Here is a 20,965-nt window from a genome sequence, read left to right as displayed (position 1 = left end):
GGTGCGCCTGCGCTAACCAAGTTTAACTGGCGTGTCAGCTGGTTGTCCGCTGACGAGCTTCAGGTTGTTATCAAAGGCTTTGAGCACCATATTACGGACGGCATGAGTGGTATAGAAGGCCGTATGTGGGGTGACCAAAACGTTAGACCGGTGAATTAAGTTTGCGAGACGCTTATCGGGGAATTCTTTGTTCTGCCAATCACTGTTGAAGATGCCCACTTCGTCTTCGTATGTATCCATGACGAAACCAGCCACCTTGCCGCTGTCTAACGCCTTGATGACAGCGTCCGTATCGACTAAGGCACCGCGAGAACAGTTCACGAGGACAACGTTGTCTTTCATTTTGGCGATAGTCCGAGAATTGATCATGTGCGTATTTTCCTTGGTTGCGGGAACGTGTAGGGAAATCACATCGGACTGGGCATAAAGATCATCTAAGGTATCGACATAATAACCTTTACGTTTTAATTCAGGGTTTTCAAACGGATCGAACGCAATGACTTTTGCGCCGAATCCTTCCATGATTTGCATGAAGACCCGTCCGATATGGCCTGTTCCGATGACGCCAACTGTTTGATCCCGAACTTCTCGGCCAATGGTGGGGGCCCAACGAAGGTCGCCTTTTTCAATTTTTTCATCGAGAACTTTAGTTTGACGTAAAATTCTAGCAGTTTGAATGGCTGCGTGTTCGGCGATGGCGTTAGGGGAGTAGACCGGCACGTTCGTCACCTGAAAACCCAGTTCGTTGGCCTTGTCGGCGTCAATGTTATCGACCCCGACGTTACGGAGAGACATCCGTGTGATACCTTGATCAGCAAGGGCTTGGAGGGTGTCAGCCGTATAAGCCAATTGCTGGTAGACGACCACACCATTCGCGTCTTTTGCATACTTTGCTGTCTGTGCGGAGAGCAGTTCATCGGTGTACCCGACTTCGATATCGGGGTGATTCTTGGCCCATTCCTTAACGTAGGGTTCTTCATCTTTACGAATACTAAAGGCGAAGATACGTTTCTTGCCATTTGAATTAAATTTCTTGGCGGGTGCTGTGTCTGCTTGCGCGTTAGACTCAGCAAGGACTTGCTTAATCACTTCTCTAATGAGATCTTCGTTTACATCTGACATTAAAAGCTCCTCATTTCTTTGGTTCTATACTTTTTAGGTGTTGTACATGATGGATCGTTAAAACTATTGCGCTGTATAACCGCCATCAACTAAAAATTCGGACCCTGTGCTAAAGGAGGATTCGTCTGAGGCGAGGAACAGCGTCATGTTTGCCACTTCGGCGGGTTCCGCTAACCGACCCATTGGGTGAAGTGAAACCAAATGATCCTTGACCTTAGGATCGGTTTTCTCAAGATTTTCAACTAAGGGCGTGTTCACATAACCCGGATGAACAGAGTTAATTCGAACATCATAACCTTCGCGAGCACAGTGCAGTGCCGCAGATTTGGTCAATAGACGGACGCCCCCCTTTGACGCGTTGTAGGCGAGTAGATCAGGGTCGCCAATCAGACCTTCAACGGAACACAGGTTGATGATGGAATTTTTTTCATGATTGTTCTTCATCGCATTAATTCCATACTTTACCCCCCACATGGTCCCGGTGAGGTTAACGCCAATCGTTGCGTTCCAATTCTTTTCAGTCATACTCTCGATATCGGAGAACACACCAATTCCGGCGTTGTTGACGATAATGTTAAGCTTGCCAAATCGTTTGATGGTCGCACTGATAATGCGATCCCAATCATCTTTTTTGGATACATCTTGCTGCATAAAAACTAGGCGATTTGGAATTAATTCTTTTTCTAATAAATCGCCGGCTTCTTTTTCGATCGCTGTGAATACAACTTTGGCGCCTTCTTCAGCAAAGCGTTCAACCACAGCTTTCCCGATTCCTTTGGAGCCACCCGTAACCAGCGCAACCTTCCCTTGCAACCGTCCCATTATAAAGCCTCCATTCTAAAGTTTGTTACAAAAGTATTATATAGCACCCGTTCAAGAGAAGTAAAGCGCTTTCTTTATGATAAAATGTCTTATTTTGTGAAAAATACGCAAAATTATATCATTTTTAAAATCGCCCGATATCTCCCTAATGTGTCAACCATAGGTGATATCGGACGATTTTAATTTTGAAACTGCAAGCGAAACTTATGGACGGCTTATTTTGTGAAATCGTGTGGATAATGTTCCAGATGTCTTCGTTTTGGGAGGATGATTGTCTGAATCGTGAGGCTAAGATAAGCTGATGTAAATCCATTGAATCACTGACTTATCTTGCACATAGGTTTCACTGGGAAATAGCTGGGGTTGTACGCCGTCTACTAGATAAATCCAGCCATCAGTATTACTGAGCGAGGATAGGCCATCGATTGCCATGATACAAGGATAGCCATTGACACTCTGTTCTACGAGGGGGATGCTTTTTTTCTGGAAGAAATGTTGAGAGGCGGCATAAACGGAGATATTGTCGTTCCAGTCCATGTCCCGGTGAATCGTATAGATCTTTTGGGCACTCTCGTAGCGTTTCCGAAATTGTAAGGGGGTGAGGTGCGTGGTTTCCTTGAAAACCTTGTTAAAATAATTGGAACGCGCGAACCCAATGGCCTTTGAAATCTGATTGATGGAGTGGTCGGTTGAGACTAGGCGCTGTTGAGCCAAGGCGATTTTTCTGATTCGAATATAATTTGAAAAGTTGATTTTAAAATGTTCTTTAAACAATCGACTCAGATAGGCTGGGGAAAGATATGAATTTTGAGAAACGGTGTCGAGCGTCAGTTTTTGGTCGATATTGGCATCAATGTAGGCTAACGCGATGTCGATGTCATTAATACTTTTGCTGGGGTTAGTGGCGTTTGACGTGCTCAAGGCTTGAAGATCGGCTTCGGATTTGGCTCCAAATCCCGAAGCGACTAGGCCGAATAGCTGGTTGCCCTTAGTCAACTCTTCTTTAGTTAACGGCGAAAGCACACTAATCTCTTGATAATAAGGTTTGAGAATGCTTACGGAAATATTATCTAAAGCAGCGCGGTGTAAGGGCATCGCATTTATTGGAATACTATTTTTGTTGGCAATAAATAAGCCGTTGAACTGATTGTTGGTAATGAGGGGGAAGAAGAGGGAGAAGCTCCTTTTGTGAAAAAGAGACTTAACTTTACTAGAATTAGGAAAAATGCCATCGCTTGTCACCAGCTGTAAGGTGGTGTCGATAAAGGCAATGCGCGCCTTAGTAAGCTGATAGAACAGGGATAGAATTCTTTTAATCTGGATGGCGTGACTGCTTTGTGAATTAAAGTTCATAAAAAAGTCTCCTTTGACGGCTAATCGGCTTATTTCTGAATACAGAATAGCTTATATATCGAAAAAAAGCAAATTAGTATCATAAATGAAGATGGTATTTTGCAATTATCTATATTTTGTACATGATGCGAATGAAGAAAAATAAAAGTGCCTGTTATATAATAACCGTGTAGCAAAAGAGTAAGCGCTTACAGCGCAACATTCACATTAGGAGGCTTTCTTTATGGAACAAGAGGCACTAGGAATGATTGAAACGAGAGGTTTAGTCCCCTCAATTGAAGCAGCAGATGCCATGGTAAAGGCCGCAAATGTTGACTTGATTGGTCAACAAAAAATTGGCGCAGGCCTTGTAACAGCGATGGTCCGTGGGGATGTTGGTGCTGTTAAAGCAGCCGTAGATGCGGGGGTTCAAGCCGCAGGAAACGTTGGCGAAGTTGTTTCTAATTACGTCATTCCACGTCCACATACGGATGTCGAGAAGATTCTTCCACACAAAGAATAATGATTAAAATTGGTTCTTATTTTGTTTGAAGTGGAGGACAAATAAGAACCTTTTTATTAGCGGGTGTTCATGCACTCGAAATTCTCCGTTACAAAATATTAGGAGGCAGTCGTATGATTGACTTTTTGAATTCTACCAGCGTTGCACCCGAGTTCGTGGGTGCTGACGAAGCTGGGGATACGATTGGTTTATGTATTCCTAACGTAGACCCACTTCTGCTTGAAAAACTGCACGTTAAGAAAAAATATTCAGTAATTGGTATCGTTAGTGACCGGACCGGTGGTGGCCCACAACTGTTCTCCATGGATGAAGGAATCAAGTCTACGAATACAGAGTGTATCGACGTTGAGTGGACCAATGATACCAAAGGTGGCGGGGGACAGGGCTGCATGATCATCATCGGTGGCTACGACCCTTCGGATGTTCGTGAAGCTATAAAGGTCACCTTTGATAATTTACATCGGTACTTTGGCGATGTATACGGAAACGCCGCTGGTTATATTGAATTGCAATACACGGCCCGAGCGGATGGCTGTCTTTCCGAGGCATTGGGTGCCGAAAAGGGCAAGGCCTTCGGAATTATTAATGCTTGTCCGGCTGCCATCGGGATCGTCATGGCGGATACGGCGTTGAAGACCGCTGGCGTGAAGATTATTTCGGTTGCCACCCCTAGTCATAACGGGAGTCCTTCCAACGAAGGGACCTTGACGATCAGTGGTGAATCGGGGGCTGTCCGTCAGGCTGTCATTGCTGCGCGCGATCGTGGTTTAGAGCTACTAGGACAAATGGGAGATAAACCAACCAATGATTTCCCCTCCTACATCGTGTAAAGACTTTATTCTAAGGAGGATCACTTAATGAAACGTCAAAAAAGATTTGAAAAATTGGAACAACGACCAATCAATCAAGATGTGATTGTTCAAGAGTGGCCTGAAGAAGGATTCGTGGCGATGAAGAGCCCGAATGATCCCGAACCAAGCATTAAGGTTGAAGATGGGGTCATCACCGAAATGGATGGGAAGAAGCGTTCCGATTTCGACCTCATCGATATGTACATTGCCAACTACGGGATTAATGTGGCCAATGCGGAAAAGGTTATGGCGATGGATTCAACTAAAATCGCGAGAATGCTGATTGACCCGAATGTTTCACACAAGGAAGTCCTGAAGTACACGACGGCGATGACGCCAGCCAAGGGTCAAGCCGTGATTAACGAACTGGACTTTGGCGAAATGATTATGGGTGCCAAGAAGATGCGGGAACGCCGTAAACCAGCCAATCAAAGTCACGTCACTAACTACATTGATAATCCGGTTGAGCTGGCGGCGGATGCAGCTGAAGCCGCGTTGCGAGGATTTGCAGAAGAAGAAACTACAACGGCTGTCAGTCGGGACGCACCATTCAATGCCCTGTCCGTTTTGGTGGGGTCACAGACTGGACGACCGGGTGTATTGCACCAATGCTCAGTTGATGAAGCCACAGAACTACAGTTGGGGATGCGGGGCTTAACGTCATACGCAGAAACCATTTCAGTGTATGGTACAGATCGGTCCTTCACGGATGGTGATGATACACCTTGGTCAAAGGGATTCTTAGCATCCTGCTATGCTTCACGGGGGATTAAGATGCGGTTCACGTCCGGCTCCGGTTCAGAAGTCCTGATGGGGTATCCAGAAGGTAAATCGATGCTGTATCTGGAAGCACGCTGTATCTTACTATCGAAGGCTTCCGGAGTCCAAGGTCTCCAAAATGGGTCGCTGAGTTGTATTTCAATTCCTACGGCGGTTCCCAATGGCTTACGAGAAGTCCTTGGTGAAAACCTATTGTGCATGATGTACGACCTGGAAGCGGCAACGGGGAGTGACCAATCCTTCTCTCACTCTTCAATGCGGCGGACTTGGCGGTTTATGGGTCAATTCATCGGTGGAACGGACTTTATCTGTTCAGGATTTGGGGCCGAACCTAACCCAGATAACACCTTTGCGGGCTCTAACGAAGATGTTTATGACTACGATGATATTCACTTCCTATCGCGGGATTATGGACAATCATTCGGGATTCATTCAATTCGAGAAGAAGAAGCCATTAAGGTTCGTCGTAAAGCCGCTGAAGCGCTACAAGCCGTCTTCAAGGGCCTGGGGTTACCAAACATTACTGATGAAGAAGTAGAGGCTGCAACGTATGCAGATGTTCACGAAGACATGCCTAAACGAGATAAGGTCGTTGATATGAAGGCTGCTCAAGACATGATGGACAGAGGGATCACCGCGGTCGATGTAATCAAGGCGCTGGTCGATAGTGACTTCCATGATGTTGCGGAAGCTATTCTTAACTTACAGAAGCAAAAGGTGGTTGGCGATTACCTGCAAACCTCAGCAATCTTTGATAAGAATTGGCACGTTGAATCAGCCGTCAATGAGGGCAATGACTACCAAGGCCCAGGCACCGGCTACCGGTTGTACGATGATCCAGAGGAGTGGAAGAAAGTCACCGATATTCCACAAGTTATTGATCCAGAGCACTTTGATATGTAAGAAAGGGGCATTATTTTGACTGATATTGATGAGAACTTAATCCGCAAGATTGTTCGTGAAGTTCTGGCACAAACGCAGACGGATCAAACAATTGATTTTCAAAAAAATAATACACAAAATAATGGTAGCGCTTCCTCAAAATCGGGTGCTGTCTCAGAAAAGGCACTTGATTGGTTTCAGCCAGTTGGTTTAGCAAAACCGGGATACTCTAAGGATGAGATCGTGATTGCTGTTGCGCCTGCCTATGCAACGGTGCTAACCAAAACTGAATCCAGTGTTACCCATCAAGAGGCCTTGCGCCAAATGATTGCCGGTATTGAAGAAGAGGGACTGAAGGCACGGGTAGTTAAGGTCTACGATACTTCTGATGTGTCGTTTATGGCTGTGGAAGCGGACAGCCTGTCGGGTTCTGGCATCTCCATTGGGATTCAATCCAAGGGAACCGTTATTATTCACCAAAAGGACCAAGAAGCGCTAAACAACCTGGAGCTCTTCCCTGAAGCGCCCGTGGTTGATGAGAAGATGTTCCGGGCCATTGGGAAAAATGCGGCTCACTATGCTAAGGGCGATTCACCGGAACCAGTTTCTCAGCCTAATGACCAAATGGCACGGCCTAATTTCCAAGCAATCTCTGCAATTCTGCATATTCGCGAAACGCATCAAGTGGTTTCAGGAAAGCCGGCAGAAGAGATTAAAGTCACATTTTAAGGAGAGGTATCAATGAGTGATATTAATGAATTAGTATCGAATATTTTAAACCAAGTTAATAATTCTGATACCGCGTCTACGCAAGCGACTCACGACACGCTTACGAGGGACAAACAGTATGGCGTTGCGGACTATCCCCTCTATGAAAAGCATCGGGACATTATCAAAACGCCTTCTGGTAAGCCACTTGATGATGTGACGTTGGACGACATTGCCAATAATCGAATTGATCGTAAAGATCTGCGGATTACGGCTGAAGCGTTGAAGATGCAAGGGGATGTGGCGGGTGCTGCTGGCCGCAAGACCTTGCAGATGAATTTTGACCGTGCAGCGGAACTTACCAAGATTCCCGATGATCGCCTACTCGAAATGTATAATGCCTTGCGTCCCTACCGGTCGACTAAAGAAGAACTGCTGGGGATTGCAAAGGAATTACGTTCAGACTATCAGGCAACAATCTGTGCGGCTTGGTTTGAAGAGGCAGCTGACTACTACGCGAGCCGGAAGAAGCTTAAAGGAGATAAGTAGAAAACGTTGAAAAAGGGTGTCTAGATATGGCAATGAAAAAAGTGATTGGTGTTGACATTGGAAATTCGTCAACTGAAGTTGCACTCGCCAATGTTTCCGATGAAGGCGTAGCTAGTTTCATTGGATCAGGGATAGCTGCCACTACCGGTATCAAAGGAACTAAGGAAAATCTAGTTGGTATCCGTGATGCGCTGAATCAGGTTTTGCATAAAACAAGCTTAGCAATCGGTCAGATTGACTTAATTCGGATTAATGAGGCCACACCAGTGATTGGGGACGTGGCCATGGAGACCATCACAGAGACGGTGGTTACGGAGTCGACGATGATTGGTCATAATCCTGATACGCCGGGGGGGATTGGAACGGCCTCGGGTGTAACGGTACCGATTCTAAAGTTGGCGGGTGAACGGGATAAGGATCAGCAGTATATCGTGATTGTTCCGAGAGAGATTGACTTCGAAAATTGCGCCAAACTCATCAATGCGTATGTTGCAGCTGGCTACCAAATTTCAGCTGCTATTCTCCAAAACGATGATGCTGTGTTAGTCGATAATCGATTAAAACAGAAGATTCCGATTGTTGATGAGGTAGCGATGATTGATAAGGTTCCCCTACATATGTTGGCAGGGGTTGAAGTCGCTGGTCCGGGACAAGTCATCTCACAGCTTGCTAATCCATATGGGATTGCCACGTTGTTCCAACTAGACTCTGAGGAAACCAAGAATATCGTGCCTGTCTCACGAGCCTTGATTGGCAATCGCTCTGCGGTGGTCATTAAGACACCAGCAGGAGACGTCAAGGCCCGCGTTATTCCAGCCGGCAAGATTGTGATCAATGGAGAGACGGGAAATGATGAGGTAGGCGTCTCACGTGGGGCCGCTGCTATCATGAAGAAGATTTCCAGCTTTCGACATATTAAAGACATCACGGGCGAAACCGGAACAAACATCGGTGGCATGCTGGAAAAGGTGCGTCAGACCATGGCCACGTTAACTGGCAAGCAGAACAAAGACGTTGCCATTCAGGATTTATTGGCCATTGATACTCAAGTCCCCGTAAAGGTAAAGGGGGGGCTTGCAGGTGAATTTCTCAATGAGTCCGCGGTGGGAATCGCCGCAATGGTTAAATCGGATCACTTGCAGATGGCGGCCATTGCACGGCTTATCGAAAAGGAATTGAAGGTTAAGGTTGAAATTGGTGGAGCGGAGGTTGAATCGGCCATTCACGGTGCACTGACGACCCCTGGGACCTCCAAACCCATTGCCATTCTTGATTTTGGGGCTGGATCGACGGATGCGTCAATCATTGATCGAAAGGATCAGTCCATTGCCATTCATCTAGCCGGTGCCGGTGATATGGTTACGATGATTATCAATTCTGAACTTGGGTTGTCAGATGTTCATCTCGCTGAGGACGTGAAGCGCTATCCACTGGCTAAGGTAGAAAATCTGTTCCAACTCCGCCATGAAGATGGTTCGGTACAGTTCTTCGATCATCCCTTGCCTTCCGAGTTATTTGCCCGGGTTGTGGTCATCAAGCCGGACGGCTACGAGCCCGTAATCGGTAATCCCAGCATCGAAAGAATTAAGCTGGTGCGTCAAGGGGCGAAGAAGCGGGTGTTCGTGACGAATGCCATTCGCGCGTTGAAATACGTGAGTCCGACGGGCAATATTCGTGACATCCCCTTTGTGGTAATCGTAGGTGGTTCTGCACTGGACTTTGAAATTCCACAACTAGTTACCGATGAGCTCGCACACTATAACTTGGTATCTGGTCGGGGAAACGTTCGTGGCATTATGGGGCCGAGAAATGCGGTTGCAACGGGTCTGGTCCTACGCTATGCCGAAGAAAGAAGGCAAGGCAATGGCTGATAATCTTGAGCGACCAGCAATCATTATTGGGGTACCCCGTACGGTGAGTCACACGGCACGTCTGCTGGAACCACTTCTTAACGGTATCGAGGAAGAACAGATTCCAATTTTACTTAAGACAATCGCAGTTGATGATGTTGTTTCACGCGCTTATCAAGCGGCTCTGGCTTCACGATTGTCAGTAGGCATTGCTTACGATGGGGATCGGTATGTGGTTCACTATAAGAATTTGCCAGAGCAACACCCACTATTTGATATTCGTCTTGAGGATAACGCCCAACAACGGGTCTTAGGTGCGAATGCCGCACGACTGGTAAAGGGCATACCCTTTAAGAAATTAGCATGAATGGGGATAAAATTATGGAAGCGTTAGGATATGTAGAGTGTGACGGACTCACTAGCGCAACGGTTGCCGCAGATCGCATGTTAAAGACAAGTGATGTGCAACTCAGCAGAATCCGTAATGCCGAAAACGGTTGGATTACGCTGGAGTTTACAGGTGACATTGCCGCTTTGGAAGTTGCCGTTGAGACGGTCAAACAAACTCTACCGGAAAAATATGTTGCAGGTCTGGTCATCGGGAGTCCGGCGAAGGGATTGGATGAGATCGGGAGCTCCGGGGCAACGGACGTTAATCCGCCAAACTTTAATCCTGAAAAATACAATTCCGATGGCTCGATGAAGGAATCGGCGATGTTTGGTCCTCGTCCTAAAACGGTGACAAAGGCGCCACAGCTGGTTAAGACTGACAGTGTCTCAACGTCACAGGATCAGCCGACTGAGAAGCCGGTGGATGCTGAGGTCACGTGTAATTTATGTGGTGACCCAGAGTGTCCACGCAAGGTGGGGGAACCACATGTTAAGTGCATCCACTATAGCGAACTGAAAAATAAAGACGATGCAAATAAGAAGAATTCAACCAATAACAAGGAGGAATAACCCATGAATAACGCTTTAGGAATGATTGAAACTAGAGGATTGGTACCGTCAATTGAGGCTGCCGATGCCATGGTAAAAGCTGCTAACGTGGTCTTAACGGGTCAAGAAAAGATTGGGGCTGGCTTAGTCACTGTGATGATTCGTGGAGATGTTGGGGCCGTAAAATCAGCTGTAGACGCAGGGATTCAAGCAGCTGAAAATGTTGGTGAAGTGGTGTCATCTTATGTCATCCCTCGCCCACATAGTGAAGTTGAGAGCGTATTACCATCCATTCAAACGCCAAGTGGTGCTGGTGAATAGTCACTAATTTTGGGGATGAATTGGAGGTGTGGCGATGGATGACTTGCTGGAAAAGGTCGTTGAGAAATTAAAAAAAAGACAGACGGCAACGCGGGTCATCTCTTTGCCTGACTTGCCGGCGTCACGGGATAAACAATTATTCGTGGATTATGGCAACATCATTATCGAGGATGTCTCCATACCGTTTATCAAAGCGTTGTATACACTGCAGACCAATAATGCTCAGGTGTTATGGATCTTAAATGGCATTAAATATGATGTTCACTTTTATCTGCGTGTCAATGAACAACTGGTGAATTTCATTCCGCGAATGATGGTCTTGGACTGGCCAATCAAGTTTGTAGTTGGACGGCGTTCGCTAGTGGTTAGTGATCAAGCGTCAATCCTATCGCGAACCAATCTAGCAGCATTGCCGGATAACGCGACCTTGATTAGGACGAACCGGCAACGGTTAACAGATGAAGGACGCGAAATTTGTCGAGAGAAAAACATCAAAATAAAGATGAGGACTGAGGAAAATTGTATATGGCTAGAGTAATGGGTAGCGTTGTGTCTACCCAAAAAGACCCATCTTTAGTTGGCCAGAAATTAATGATTATTCGACCGATCGATTCGGATCAAAATGAGATCCGATTTGAACAGGTTGCAGCGGATAAAGTGAATGCTGGGATTGGGGATAACGTGTTAGTTGTCCGCGGATCGAGCGCACGACGCGCGGATAGCGAAAACAAACCGGATGCAACCGACGTGAATGACTGTACGATCGTGGGGATCATTGACCGGTTCGACAAATAAAGTGCCGTTGAGGAGGAAATGCTATGCCAATTTACACCAAAGGCGGTGATAAAGGTAAAACGAGCCTATTTGATGGCCTGCGGGTTGAAAAAGATTCGATTCGAGTTGCGACGTATGGCACATTTGATGAGTTGAACGCAACAATCAGCCTCGCTGAGAAACTATGTCAAAGTCAAGCGAATCGAAAAATTTTACAGACCGTTGAGTATCGGATGTTTTATCTTCAAGGTGAGATTGCCACGAAAGACACTGAGAAGTTTTTAGCGCAGAGTCGAGTCATCACGGACGAAGATACGCATTTTCTGGAGAGCGTGATTGATGAGTATACCCAGCGGCTCCCACAAATTCATAGTTTTATTCTTCCCGGAACGAGTCATGCCGGCGCACAATTACATGTCTGTCGAACCATTTGTCGCCGGGCTGAGCGATCGTTTGTTGAGCTCTCAAGAAGCGTGCAGTTTCGGCCAGAATTGGAGCGTTATATCAATCGGCTGTCTGACTTCTTATATATCATGGCACGTTCGGAGGACTATGAAGACCTCATAAGTCGGGTGACGAAGCAGGTTATTGAAATCTACTTAAAAGGTGGTGGAGCTGGTCATGGCGATGAATGAAGCACAGTTGACGGCGTTAGTTCAAGCGGTTCTGGCGAGAAAGGCGAATCTGTTTTCATTAACTAAAATGGAGACGGTAATTGCGGCCGCGGTGAAGCGGGCGTCTGAATTGGATGTCGGAGTGACAATCGCAATCATGCGTAATGATCAGGTCGTTCAGATGAGTTACCATATGCCTAACGCGAACTTGGTAAGTAGCCAGTTAGCTCCCAAGAAGGCATGGTCGGCTTTAGCGATGCAGCAATCCACCATTGACTTGTCGCAACAGGTACAGCCCGGTGAGGAACTTTATCAAATTGAAACGATGATGACTGGACAGCTGACGTCTTTTGGTGGTGGAATCCCACTGGAAGTTGATGGTGAAGTCATTGGCGCAATCGGTGTAAGCGGTGGAACAGTTGCACAGGATCAGGAAATCTGTGAAGTGGCTGTTAAAACTTTTATGAAGGAGAGTCGTTGAGATTATGGATCAAGGCAAAGTTGAAACAATCATTCGTGATATTATTTCACAAGAAATGGGTAACTCCCTGAGCCACAAAAGTGTTGCCGGTTATCAGGCAGATCGGGATGATCAGGATATATCGCCACTGTTGAAAGCGTTACGAGATTCGGTCCAAGCCAAAACACGAGATCAGTCTGGCGACGTGGATAACTCACCTTTACTAGAAGACTTAAAGCGTGAGGTGGAAGAGCGAATCGGTTAGCGAGGGATAGTCTATGAGTCGTGATATTGAACGAACCATTCAAGAGTATGTGCCTGGGAAGCAGGTGACGCTGGCTCACATTGTTGCCAATCCCACGCCTGATATCTATGAAAAATTAGGTATTCAGACGCCGAAGAATGCTTTGGGAATATTGACGATTACCCCTAGTGAGGCTGCAATCATCGCGGGCGATATCGCTACCAAATCGAGTAATGTGACATTGGGCTTTATTGATCGCTTTAGCGGTTCGGTCGTTATCGTTGGTGAAGTCTCAGAAGTCGAATCAGCATTAAAAGCGGTTATTGATAAATTAAATGGCCTATTGGGGTTCGACATTCCCAGCATCACTAGAACTTAATGCACACGAGGGCCATCGCATTAGGCCGTGGCCCTTTTGCGATGCACATCATCATAAGGGAGGGGGGAACGAATGGCGCACGAGATTAAGTTGAACAACGGGTTTAATTGTCGGGACCTAGCCGGGTACAGGACGCATGATGGTGAACAGATCAAGCCCAAAAAGCTCATTAGAGCGGGCTACCTATCCGATCTGGATAACGACGATCAAGAGATATTGTATCAGTACGGTATTCGTACGGTGATTGACCTGCGCTCTCCAGGTGAGATGGCCCGGTATCCGGATCATTTAGATTCTCGAATACGCGTTGTGAAATTACCGATTTCGACCCAAGACTTATCAACCAGTCCGAACAATGTCCGACGACTCAGTCAGAATTTGGTCGATAAGAAGGCTGGGTTGCGGCAAATGCTGCAAGCCTATGAACGGCTGATTACGAGTGTTGAAGCACAGGCTGCCTATCGACAGTTCATGCTAACTTTACTTGAACCAGCAACTGGCGGCACCCTCTTTCACTGCTCAATGGGGAAGGATCGGACGGGAGTATTGACCATACTAATTTTAAAAGCATTGATGATTCCCGATGACGTGGTTCAAAAAGACTACTTAATGAGCAATGAGCTGTTGGCGGTGAACATTAATCAGCAACTGAGTGCCGCTAAGAAAACAAGCGATAGTTTGGCCTATCTACAATCAATTTTTGATATTTCAACCGTTAGACCGGTTTATTTTACACGACTACTAGACATTGTGACGGCAAGATATGGTGGCTTCTCGGCTTTCTTTCATGAGCAGTTAGGTCTTCGAGAAAGTGACCTCGAGCGGTTTAGACAGCTCTATTTGACACGGTGATGATGTGCGCCATCACGAAACTGGCGAAATTGAGATGTGAGTCATCTCATGATTTAAGGAAGTGAGCGTTATGGCAACGATTGGCGTTTTGGTTGGAAGCCTTAGTCGGCAAGCCTATAGCCAAAAAGTAGCTGATTATTTAGTGAAGAACCAGACAACTGCAAAATGGGTTCAGCTTAATTATGACCTCTTACCACTCTACAATCCGGATTGCGAAGAGGCCTCGGTTCTGGAATGGCAAGTCTTTCGAAGTGTGGTTGACCAAATGGACGCATTGCTTCTGATAACCCCAGAGTACAATTTCTCAATTCCCGGTGGGTTAAAGAATGCTTTAGATGTGCTATCTGTGCCGATACCGAAGTCACATATTGCGAATAAGCCGGTGTTGGTGGTGACAGATTCCTCTGGAGATCGTGGTGGTGCGAACGCTAACGCCCACATTCAACAGTTGCTGCGCTATATGGGAATGAATGTGATGAACGACTTCATCACGATTGGTCACGTTCAGACTGTATTTAATCGTCAAGGGCAGTTGATTGATCATGAAGTAGGCGATCAGTTGACTCAGGCAATGGCACGGTTCACCAAACGTATGTCGTTATTGTAGGTTGTGACGGCAGCGAGAGTGTAATTCACGATGAGCTATCGATTATGGGGGAAGTTCTTCCTTTAGCGGTGGCTTTTTTCTACGAGACAGACCATAAAAAATTATAACTGATTAGGGGGTTAATTGTAATAAAATACTCAGAAAGCGTCCTTGTCTCGAGGAGACGCCAGCGTTGGTACCACGTGTTTTCATAGGTAAAACGTTAAACGTGAAACCGCAGCTCTAACTTGTTCATTAAAACACAATTAAAAAGCATCCTGAACATAATTTCAAAAATAGCCTTTACAAACGTGCACGAATCCGGTATGCTAATTGTGATAAATGAAAGGGGTTTCATACTATGACATTAACGACTGCACAATTAGCAAAATACATTGATCACACTAACTTAAAGGCTGACGCAACTGAGGCCAGCATCAAACAAACTTGTGACGAAGCTAAGCAATTTGATACAGCTTCCGTCTGTGTTAACTCCTACTGGATTCCGTTCGTTGCTGAGCAATTAAAGGACAGCGACGTTAACCCTATCGCCGTTGTGGGCTTCCCACTAGGGGCCATGGCCACGGACAGTGAAGTCTTTGAAGCCAACAAGGCCATTGACGATGGCGCCGAAGAAATCGACATGGTCATTAACGTCGGCGAATTGAAAGCCGGTAACAACGATAAGGTTGGCCAGGATATCTTAGCCTTAGCCGAAGCCGTTCACGCCAAGGGGAAGTTGTTGAAGGTTATCTTGGAAACCTGCCTATTAAATAATGAAGAAATCATCCGCGCTTGCAAGCTGAGTGAACAGGCCGGTGCCGACTTCGTGAAGACCTCGACTGGGTTCTCAACGGCCGGTGCGAAGTTAGAAGACGTTAAGTTAATGCGTGAAACCGTTGGCGATCGTTTGGGCGTCAAGGCTTCTGGTGGGATTCACAGCAAGGACGAAGCCTTAGCCATGATCGATGCCGGTGCCAGTCGTTTGGGTGTCAGTGCCACGGTCGCCATCTTAACGGGTGAAGCAACCGCAACGAAGTCAGGCTACTAAAAATCAGTCAGTGAAAGTAGGGATACGGATATGAAGTTTAAACGCGTTTTCGGTTTAGTTATGGATTCTGTCGGGACGGGGGCCGCACCGGACTCTGTGAACTACGGTGACGAGGGGGCCGATACCCTGGGTCACGTGGGTCACTACTATGCGGGCAAGCTAGCCTTACCGAACCTGGCTAAATTGGGGATATCCAATCTCCGGGACACGCCGATCGAAGGGGTTCCCGTCGCTGACGCCCCCAAGGCCTACTACGGCAAGATGCAAGAAATCTCCGCCGGTAAGGATTCCATGGATGGTCACTGGGAAATGATGGGCTTGCCGGTTCGCAAAGCCTTGAGTACCTATCCGAATGGTTTTCCGGCCGACTTATTAAAGAAATTGGAAGCGTTCTCAGGACGGAAGATCATCGGGAACCGGCCAGAATCCGGCACCAAGATTATTGCCGAATTGGGTGAACAACAGATGGCCAAGGGCGATTTGATCGTTTACACGTCCGGCGACTCGGTACTGCAGATTGCGGCTCACGAGGATATCATTCCACTCGACGAACTCTACAAGATCTGTGAGTATGCGCGCTCTCTGGTAAATGGTCCGGAAAACTTAATTGGCCGGGTCATTGCACGGCCATACGTAGGGCCAGATGCCGAACACTTCACGCGGACGGCCAACCGGCGGGACTTCACGTTGGAACCAACGGGTGAGACCGACATGGACCGTTTACAAGCCGCTGGTGTTCACGTGGTCGGCGTGGGGAAGATTAACGACATCTTCTCCGGCCACGGGATCGATGAAGGCTACCACAATGAAAGCAACATGGACGGGATGGATCACGTCGATCACGTCATGCAAGAAGACTTTACCGGCTTTTGCTTCATTAACTTGGTGGACTTCGATGCCATGTACGGTCACCGGCGGAACCCCAAGGGCTTTGGTCAAGCCTTGATGGACTTTGACCAACGGCTCGGAACGGTCATGGCCAACATGCATGACGATGACCTGCTCATGATTACGGCCGACCATGGGAACGACCCGACCTATACCGGGACGGACCACACCCGTGAATTCGTGCCATTACTGGCCTACTCACCAAGCTTTAAGCAGGGTGGCAGCCTGGGTATCCGGTCACCATTCTCGGACTTTGGCGCAACGGTGTTGGATAACTTTGGCGTGGCCGGCAACGATGCGGGTCACAGTTTCTTAGCTGACTTGAACTAGAACATCCAAGGAGGATAACCATCATGAGTAACCATTTGGAAGCAAAAATGGGCGATATCGCCGACACGGTCTTAATGCCAGGAGATCCATTGCGGGCCAAGTACATTGCGGAAACATTCCTGGAGAATCCCGTGTGCTATAACAAGGTTCGGAATGCCTTTGGCTATACGGGAACCTACAAGGGCCACCGGATCTCGGTTCAAGGCACGGGAATGGGGATTCCCTCCATCTCGATCTACGCCCATGAGCTGATCAACGATTATGGTGCCAAGAAGCTGTTCCGGGTGGGAACGGCTGGCGGCATGAGTCCCGACGTTCACGTTCGCGACGTGGTATTGGCCCAAGGCTCAACCACGGATTCGGCCATCATTCACAATACGTTTGGCGGCGGTATCTACTACGCCACGTTGAGTGACTTCGGCTTGTTGGACGCGGCGTACCATGCGGCTAAAGACCTGAAGATTCCGGTCAAGGTCGGGAACATTTTGGCCGAGGATCGCTTCTACAACGATGAAATGGACCGGCAAAAGTTGGTCGATTACGGGGTTATCGCCACGGAAATGGAATCAGCAGCGCTGTTCCTGATCGCGGCGAAGTACCACGTGAAGGCCTTGTCCGTGTTGACGATTAGCAATCATTTGGTTACCGGTGAATCCACGAGTCCTGAGGAACGGGAAACGTCCTTCGGCGACATGATCAAGGTGGCCTTGGAAGCGGCAATTGCCGAATAAGCAGACGACTGACAGGACGCGCAGTGTTACCTGAGAGAAGCAACCACAAAACTGGTAGGATCGCATCATGCTAACTGGACCTAACCAGTTTACGATTGGTGAGGACCTACCCGTTTTGGGTTAACGGGGTAATATGCGCTGATAAACGTCAGTTAGAGACTATTTAGATGAAAGAAAGAGGGCAAATTCATGACGGAGACCACGGATCAGCGGCTGACGCAAAGTTTAGCGGTTGCGAAGATGTACTACCAATCGGATCAGAGTCAAAGTCAGATTGCCCAGCAACTGGGGATTTCTCGCCCAACCGTTTCCCGACTTCTGCAGTATGCCAGAGAGCAGGGCTTGGTTCGCATCCAGATCATTGATCCGGTTCAAGACGTTCAAACGTTGGAACAAGCCCTGACGCGTGCCTATCACGTGGAGGTTCACGTGGTCCCGACGCAATTAACTGCGGCCAGCGAGCTGCTCAATACGGTCGGTCAGTACGCGGCACACTATCTTGAAGATATCGTGACCGAACACGATATTATTGGGATCGGCTGGGGGAAGACCATCTATGCCATTGGATCGAATTTACAACCGGATACGTTAACCGGGGTGGAAGTGATCCAGCTTAAGGGGAGTGTGAGTTACTCCACGGAGCACACGTATGCCTACGAGAGCATTGACGCCTTTGCCAATGCCTTCCATGCGGTGCCCCAGTACTTGCCGTTGCCCGTGATCTTTGACCACCAACAAACTAAGGAATTGGTGGAGGCCGAGCGACACATTCAGTACCTCCTCGAGCTGGGACGTAAAGCCAATATCGCGATTTACTCCGTGGGGACGGTGCGCAGTTCGGCGCTGGTCTTTCAGCTGGGGTACCTGCAGGATCAAGAAAAAGACTTTCTGCAGGCCCATGCTGTGGGGGATATCTTCTCCCGTTACATCGACGAAAATGGTGAAGTCGTCGATCCAAAATTAAACCAGCGAACGATTGGCATCGATCTCGATAACTTACGGCACAAGGAACATTCGATCCTCGTTGCGGCCGGTGACGCCAAGATTCCGGCGGTTCGGGCCGCTCTGCTAGGGGGGTACCCCAATTGTTTGATTATTGATCAACACGCAGCAGCACAACTACTAAAGGTTACGGCGACAGCGCAGTCGCGGTAAACGCATCCAATTAGAAATGGAGTGGCTGAAACATGAGAATGGTTGATATTATTGATAAGAAACGTAACGGTGGCGAACTGACCAAGGAAGAGATTCAGACTTTCGTGGACGGGGTTGTTTCCGGTGAAATTCCTGATTACCAAACCAGTGCCTTTTTAATGGCGACTTACTTCAAGGACATGACCGATGCAGAGCGTTCGGAGCTAACCATGGCTATGATGAAGTCTGGCGATCATTTGGATCTGTCCAGCATCGACGGCCTTAAGGTGGATAAACACTCGACCGGTGGGGTTGGGGACAAGACCAGTATTCCGTTGGCACCTATCGTGGCCGCACTGGGCATTCCGGTACCGATGATCTCCGGTCGGGGCCTCGGACACACGGGGGGCACGTTGGATAAATTGGAAGCCATTCCCGGCTATCAAGTCGAAATCAGTGAAGCCGACTTCATCAAGCAGGTTCAGAACCAAGGCTTGGCGATCGTCGGGGCCACGGGGAACATTGCGCCTGCCGATAAGAAGATCTATGCCTTGCGTGATGTGACCGATACGGTGGATTCCATTCCGTTGATTGCCAGCTCCATCATGAGTAAGAAGATTGCCTCAGGAACCGATGCGTTGGTGATCGATGTCAAGACCGGTTCCGGGGCCTTCATGAAGACGTTGGATGATTCGCGTGAATTGGCGAAGGCCTTAGTGGGTATCGGGAAGGGCGTCGGCATGAACTGCATGGCCATCATTTCCGATATGAATCAACCCCTGGGGAACGCGATTGGGAACGCCTTGGAAATCAAGGAATCCATCGACCTGTTGAAGGGCCAAGCACCGGCCGACATTACCGACCTGGTCTTGACGTTAGGCTCCTACATGGTCGTCATGTCCGGCAAGACCGACAACATGGCCGAAGCCCGGACGATGTGTGAAAAGACCATTGAAGATGGCTCCGCACTCAAGAAGTTCGGGGACATGGTCGAGGCACAGGGTGGCGACCGTAGCGTGATTGATCATCCAGAAATCATGCCACAAGCCAAGTTCAAGATTCCGCTACCAGCGAAGACCAGTGGCGTTGTGAGCCGCGTTGAAGCGGATGAAATGGGCGTGGCCAGCATGTTACTAGGCGGCGGCCGGCAAAAGGCTGACGACAAGTTGGATTACGCCGTGGGGATCATGATGGATAAGAAGGTCGGCGACAAGGTTGAAGCCGGCGAACCACTCCTGACGATCTACAGCGACCGCGAAAATGTCGATGACATCAAGGATCTGTTATACGCCAACATTGAAATCAGTGATTCCGCGGAACCATTCACGCTGATTCATGAGACGGTGAGATAGGAAAAGAGTGTGAAGCAAGGCGGGAGTCGGTGAGCATAAACGTCAGTCAGGGAAAAATCCTGGGTTTGGATTATTCCCTGACTGGGGTTAAGCGCAGGCTTCTGCCTTGCTGAACACGTTTCGGCCATGTCGCCGGAGGGAATCCTGAACTTGGATTTTTTCCCGAACGAGGTTAAGCGGAGCCGATTGCCTCGCTGAACACGTTTCGGCAACGTTGCCCAAGTGGTCATTCCATCACAAAGGCTCACCCACGATGCCTCAACTGAATTTCAGGGCTGAACACCGTTTCAGTTGGTGTCATCGTGCGGCGGCTAGCCGATAGTGCAAGCTAAAACCACACAGATTAAGGAAGCTAACGTCTTGGGCGTTGGCTTTTTTAATCGGTCCTTCTACTTATCACTAATGTTTTTTCTCGCCGATTTGCTGCAGTCAAATTGTATTTTACGCGAACTATCGTATTAACCTGATAGTAGTTAAAGGTTGAAAGTTCACGAACACGCTCCAGTCCCCAGCTGGTAAGGCCTATCGCCATTAAACTAGTCATCACCGACCACCTGCGGCTGCCAGAGATTCCGGCGCTGTGGGGACCGCCTGCGGCCTGAGAAGCGGTCCTCCGGCTCGGTTTGAAGCCTGATAAAGATCATCAGTCTTCAAACACGTCCCGCGCTGTAAGCTGTTGCGCAGCTAACACCGCTGTCACGGCTATGGCCATCGGTTCTAGCTGCCTCCGGTTACAGTGGTTGAAATCGACTAAATGTGCGATGAGATCGCTGAAGTGGCAACGTTCTGCCAGTTTAATTGGATACATCTCATGTAGCCGTGAGTGAGTCAAATTTGGTCTCAGCCGTGGGATTTTTCAAGTGGTCTGCTTGAAAAATGGCGACTTTGAGA

25 protein-coding genes are annotated in these 20,965 nt (G+C 48.0%); 22 read left to right on the top strand and 3 right to left on the bottom strand.

From position 1 onward, the window contains the following. Positions 1–12 precede the first annotated feature (12 nt). The 3 genes from HEQ50_RS03285 to HEQ50_RS03275 form a co-directional block, all read right to left on the bottom strand. A complete protein-coding gene (locus HEQ50_RS03285) occupies positions 13–1,122 on the bottom strand; it encodes a D-2-hydroxyacid dehydrogenase (RefSeq protein WP_168899107.1) in 1,110 nt (369 codons plus the stop codon). A gap of 63 nt (positions 1,123–1,185) precedes the next feature. Next, entirely contained in the window at positions 1,186–1,944 is a 759-nt protein-coding gene (locus HEQ50_RS03280; RefSeq protein ID WP_168899106.1) for a glucose 1-dehydrogenase, read from the bottom strand. Between the two features lie 288 nt (positions 1,945–2,232). Beyond that, a complete protein-coding gene (locus tag HEQ50_RS03275; protein ID WP_168899105.1) occupies positions 2,233–3,297 on the bottom strand; it encodes an AraC family transcriptional regulator in 1,065 nt (354 codons plus the stop codon). Positions 3,298–3,520: 223 nt separating this feature from the next. Between HEQ50_RS03275 and HEQ50_RS03270 the strand changes: the two genes are divergently transcribed. The 22 genes from HEQ50_RS03270 (at position 3,521) to HEQ50_RS03165 (ending at position 20,074) form a co-directional block, all read left to right on the top strand. Then, positions 3,521–3,799, top strand: a complete 279-nt coding sequence (locus HEQ50_RS03270; RefSeq protein WP_168899104.1) for a BMC domain-containing protein — start codon at positions 3,521–3,523, stop codon at positions 3,797–3,799. Positions 3,800–3,912: 113 nt separating this feature from the next. Beyond that, entirely contained in the window at positions 3,913–4,629 is a 717-nt protein-coding gene (pduB, locus tag HEQ50_RS03265) for a propanediol utilization microcompartment protein PduB (protein WP_168899103.1), read from the top strand. Positions 4,630–4,656: 27 nt separating this feature from the next. Beyond that, positions 4,657–6,333: a propanediol/glycerol family dehydratase large subunit gene (locus HEQ50_RS03260; RefSeq protein WP_168899102.1), complete on the top strand. Its 1,677-nt coding sequence runs from the start codon at positions 4,657–4,659 to the stop codon at positions 6,331–6,333. A gap of 15 nt (positions 6,334–6,348) precedes the next feature. Continuing rightward, positions 6,349–7,041: a propanediol/glycerol family dehydratase medium subunit gene (locus HEQ50_RS03255; RefSeq protein ID WP_168899101.1), complete on the top strand. Its 693-nt coding sequence runs from the start codon at positions 6,349–6,351 to the stop codon at positions 7,039–7,041. A gap of 12 nt (positions 7,042–7,053) precedes the next feature. Continuing rightward, positions 7,054–7,569: a diol dehydratase small subunit gene (locus tag HEQ50_RS03250; RefSeq protein ID WP_168899100.1), complete on the top strand. Its 516-nt coding sequence runs from the start codon at positions 7,054–7,056 to the stop codon at positions 7,567–7,569. 26 nt (positions 7,570–7,595) lie between these two features. Next, positions 7,596–9,440: a diol dehydratase reactivase subunit alpha gene (locus HEQ50_RS03245; protein ID WP_305066823.1), complete on the top strand. Its 1,845-nt coding sequence runs from the start codon at positions 7,596–7,598 to the stop codon at positions 9,438–9,440. After that, entirely contained in the window at positions 9,433–9,786 is a 354-nt protein-coding gene (locus HEQ50_RS03240; protein ID WP_232842662.1) for a glycerol dehydratase reactivase beta/small subunit family protein, read from the top strand. The genes HEQ50_RS03245 and HEQ50_RS03240 overlap by 8 nt, the downstream gene beginning before the upstream one ends. Positions 9,787–9,800: 14 nt before the next feature. After that, a complete protein-coding gene (locus HEQ50_RS03235; RefSeq protein WP_168899099.1) occupies positions 9,801–10,379 on the top strand; it encodes a BMC domain-containing protein in 579 nt (192 codons plus the stop codon). A 3-nt stretch (positions 10,380–10,382) separates the two neighbouring features. Further along, on the top strand, positions 10,383–10,679 hold the full coding sequence (locus tag HEQ50_RS03230; RefSeq protein WP_168899098.1) for a BMC domain-containing protein: 297 nt from the start codon (positions 10,383–10,385) through the stop codon (positions 10,677–10,679). A gap of 34 nt (positions 10,680–10,713) precedes the next feature. After that, positions 10,714–11,217: a PduM family microcompartment protein gene (pduM, locus tag HEQ50_RS03225; RefSeq protein ID WP_168899097.1), complete on the top strand. Its 504-nt coding sequence runs from the start codon at positions 10,714–10,716 to the stop codon at positions 11,215–11,217. Further along, on the top strand, positions 11,205–11,474 hold the full coding sequence (locus HEQ50_RS03220; RefSeq protein WP_168899096.1) for a EutN/CcmL family microcompartment protein: 270 nt from the start codon (positions 11,205–11,207) through the stop codon (positions 11,472–11,474). The genes pduM and HEQ50_RS03220 overlap by 13 nt, the downstream gene beginning before the upstream one ends. A 23-nt stretch (positions 11,475–11,497) precedes the next feature. After that, entirely contained in the window at positions 11,498–12,088 is a 591-nt protein-coding gene (locus HEQ50_RS03215) for a cob(I)yrinic acid a,c-diamide adenosyltransferase (protein ID WP_168899095.1), read from the top strand. Beyond that, positions 12,081–12,548: a heme-binding protein gene (locus HEQ50_RS03210; RefSeq protein WP_168899180.1), complete on the top strand. Its 468-nt coding sequence runs from the start codon at positions 12,081–12,083 to the stop codon at positions 12,546–12,548. Before HEQ50_RS03215 ends, HEQ50_RS03210 begins: the two co-directional genes overlap by 8 nt. A 4-nt stretch (positions 12,549–12,552) precedes the next feature. After that, the gene (locus tag HEQ50_RS03205; protein ID WP_168899094.1) at positions 12,553–12,792 is read left to right on the top strand and encodes a hypothetical protein; all 240 of its coding nucleotides are present in this window, start codon (positions 12,553–12,555) and stop codon (positions 12,790–12,792) included. Positions 12,793–12,805: 13 nt separating this feature from the next. Then, the gene (locus HEQ50_RS03200) at positions 12,806–13,150 is read left to right on the top strand and encodes a BMC domain-containing protein (protein WP_168899093.1); all 345 of its coding nucleotides are present in this window, start codon (positions 12,806–12,808) and stop codon (positions 13,148–13,150) included. Between the two features lie 72 nt (positions 13,151–13,222). Further along, positions 13,223–14,002, top strand: coding sequence for a tyrosine-protein phosphatase (locus tag HEQ50_RS03195; RefSeq protein ID WP_168899092.1), 780 nt, complete (start codon positions 13,223–13,225; stop codon positions 14,000–14,002). Positions 14,003–14,072: 70 nt separating this feature from the next. After that, positions 14,073–14,609: an NADPH-dependent FMN reductase gene (locus HEQ50_RS03190; RefSeq protein ID WP_168899091.1), complete on the top strand. Its 537-nt coding sequence runs from the start codon at positions 14,073–14,075 to the stop codon at positions 14,607–14,609. A 340-nt stretch (positions 14,610–14,949) separates the two neighbouring features. Continuing rightward, the gene (gene deoC, locus HEQ50_RS03185; RefSeq protein WP_168899090.1) at positions 14,950–15,639 is read left to right on the top strand and encodes a deoxyribose-phosphate aldolase; all 690 of its coding nucleotides are present in this window, start codon (positions 14,950–14,952) and stop codon (positions 15,637–15,639) included. Positions 15,640–15,669: 30 nt separating this feature from the next. Further along, positions 15,670–16,857 carry a phosphopentomutase gene (locus HEQ50_RS03180; protein ID WP_168899089.1) on the top strand — a complete coding sequence of 396 codons (1,188 nt, stop codon included), beginning with the start codon at positions 15,670–15,672 and terminating at the stop codon, positions 16,855–16,857. A 23-nt stretch (positions 16,858–16,880) separates the two neighbouring features. Then, positions 16,881–17,588 (top strand): purine-nucleoside phosphorylase, encoded by a 708-nt coding sequence (gene deoD, locus HEQ50_RS03175; RefSeq protein ID WP_168899088.1) that lies wholly within the window; start codon positions 16,881–16,883, stop codon positions 17,586–17,588. A gap of 189 nt (positions 17,589–17,777) precedes the next feature. Then, a complete protein-coding gene (locus HEQ50_RS03170; protein ID WP_168899087.1) occupies positions 17,778–18,743 on the top strand; it encodes a sugar-binding transcriptional regulator in 966 nt (321 codons plus the stop codon). 32 nt (positions 18,744–18,775) lie between these two features. Further along, on the top strand, positions 18,776–20,074 hold the full coding sequence (locus HEQ50_RS03165) for a pyrimidine-nucleoside phosphorylase (protein ID WP_168899086.1): 1,299 nt from the start codon (positions 18,776–18,778) through the stop codon (positions 20,072–20,074). Positions 20,075–20,965 lie beyond the last annotated feature (891 nt).

The sequence above is a fragment of the Lactobacillus sp. HBUAS51381 genome (genome assembly GCF_012641095.1).
In the GTDB taxonomy this organism is placed as follows: Bacteria; Bacillota; Bacilli; order Lactobacillales; family Lactobacillaceae; genus Levilactobacillus.
This window is presented reverse-complemented; position numbering and strand designations above follow the sequence as displayed.

Excerpts from the sequence above, each read along its gene's own strand:
- pduB (WP_168899103.1), top strand. The coding sequence starts at position 3,913 with ATGATTGACTTTTTGAATTCTACCAGCGTTGCACCCGAGTTCGTGGGT.
- HEQ50_RS03165 (WP_168899086.1), top strand. The coding sequence starts at position 18,776 with ATGAGAATGGTTGATATTATTGATAAGAAACGTAACGGTGGCGAACTG.
- HEQ50_RS03205 (WP_168899094.1), top strand. The coding sequence starts at position 12,553 with ATGGATCAAGGCAAAGTTGAAACAATCATTCGTGATATTATTTCACAA.
- HEQ50_RS03200 (WP_168899093.1), top strand. The coding sequence starts at position 12,806 with ATGAGTCGTGATATTGAACGAACCATTCAAGAGTATGTGCCTGGGAAG.
- HEQ50_RS03195 (WP_168899092.1), top strand. The coding sequence starts at position 13,223 with ATGGCGCACGAGATTAAGTTGAACAACGGGTTTAATTGTCGGGACCTA.
- HEQ50_RS03275 (WP_168899105.1), bottom strand. The coding sequence starts at position 3,297 with ATGAACTTTAATTCACAAAGCAGTCACGCCATCCAGATTAAAAGAATT.
- HEQ50_RS03250 (WP_168899100.1), top strand. The coding sequence starts at position 7,054 with ATGAGTGATATTAATGAATTAGTATCGAATATTTTAAACCAAGTTAAT.
- HEQ50_RS03210 (WP_168899180.1), top strand. The coding sequence starts at position 12,081 with ATGAATGAAGCACAGTTGACGGCGTTAGTTCAAGCGGTTCTGGCGAGA.
- deoD (WP_168899088.1), top strand. The coding sequence starts at position 16,881 with ATGAGTAACCATTTGGAAGCAAAAATGGGCGATATCGCCGACACGGTC.
- HEQ50_RS03280 (WP_168899106.1), bottom strand. The coding sequence starts at position 1,944 with ATGGGACGGTTGCAAGGGAAGGTTGCGCTGGTTACGGGTGGCTCCAAA.
- HEQ50_RS03180 (WP_168899089.1), top strand. The coding sequence starts at position 15,670 with ATGAAGTTTAAACGCGTTTTCGGTTTAGTTATGGATTCTGTCGGGACG.
- HEQ50_RS03190 (WP_168899091.1), top strand. The coding sequence starts at position 14,073 with ATGGCAACGATTGGCGTTTTGGTTGGAAGCCTTAGTCGGCAAGCCTAT.
- HEQ50_RS03285 (WP_168899107.1), bottom strand. The coding sequence starts at position 1,122 with ATGTCAGATGTAAACGAAGATCTCATTAGAGAAGTGATTAAGCAAGTC.
- HEQ50_RS03170 (WP_168899087.1), top strand. The coding sequence starts at position 17,778 with ATGACGGAGACCACGGATCAGCGGCTGACGCAAAGTTTAGCGGTTGCG.
- HEQ50_RS03230 (WP_168899098.1), top strand. The coding sequence starts at position 10,383 with ATGAATAACGCTTTAGGAATGATTGAAACTAGAGGATTGGTACCGTCA.
- HEQ50_RS03240 (WP_232842662.1), top strand. The coding sequence starts at position 9,433 with ATGGCTGATAATCTTGAGCGACCAGCAATCATTATTGGGGTACCCCGT.
- HEQ50_RS03220 (WP_168899096.1), top strand. The coding sequence starts at position 11,205 with ATGGCTAGAGTAATGGGTAGCGTTGTGTCTACCCAAAAAGACCCATCT.
- deoC (WP_168899090.1), top strand. The coding sequence starts at position 14,950 with ATGACATTAACGACTGCACAATTAGCAAAATACATTGATCACACTAAC.
- HEQ50_RS03235 (WP_168899099.1), top strand. The coding sequence starts at position 9,801 with ATGGAAGCGTTAGGATATGTAGAGTGTGACGGACTCACTAGCGCAACG.
- HEQ50_RS03245 (WP_305066823.1), top strand. The coding sequence starts at position 7,596 with ATGGCAATGAAAAAAGTGATTGGTGTTGACATTGGAAATTCGTCAACT.
- pduM (WP_168899097.1), top strand. The coding sequence starts at position 10,714 with ATGGATGACTTGCTGGAAAAGGTCGTTGAGAAATTAAAAAAAAGACAG.
- HEQ50_RS03270 (WP_168899104.1), top strand. The coding sequence starts at position 3,521 with ATGGAACAAGAGGCACTAGGAATGATTGAAACGAGAGGTTTAGTCCCC.
- HEQ50_RS03260 (WP_168899102.1), top strand. The coding sequence starts at position 4,657 with ATGAAACGTCAAAAAAGATTTGAAAAATTGGAACAACGACCAATCAAT.
- HEQ50_RS03215 (WP_168899095.1), top strand. The coding sequence starts at position 11,498 with ATGCCAATTTACACCAAAGGCGGTGATAAAGGTAAAACGAGCCTATTT.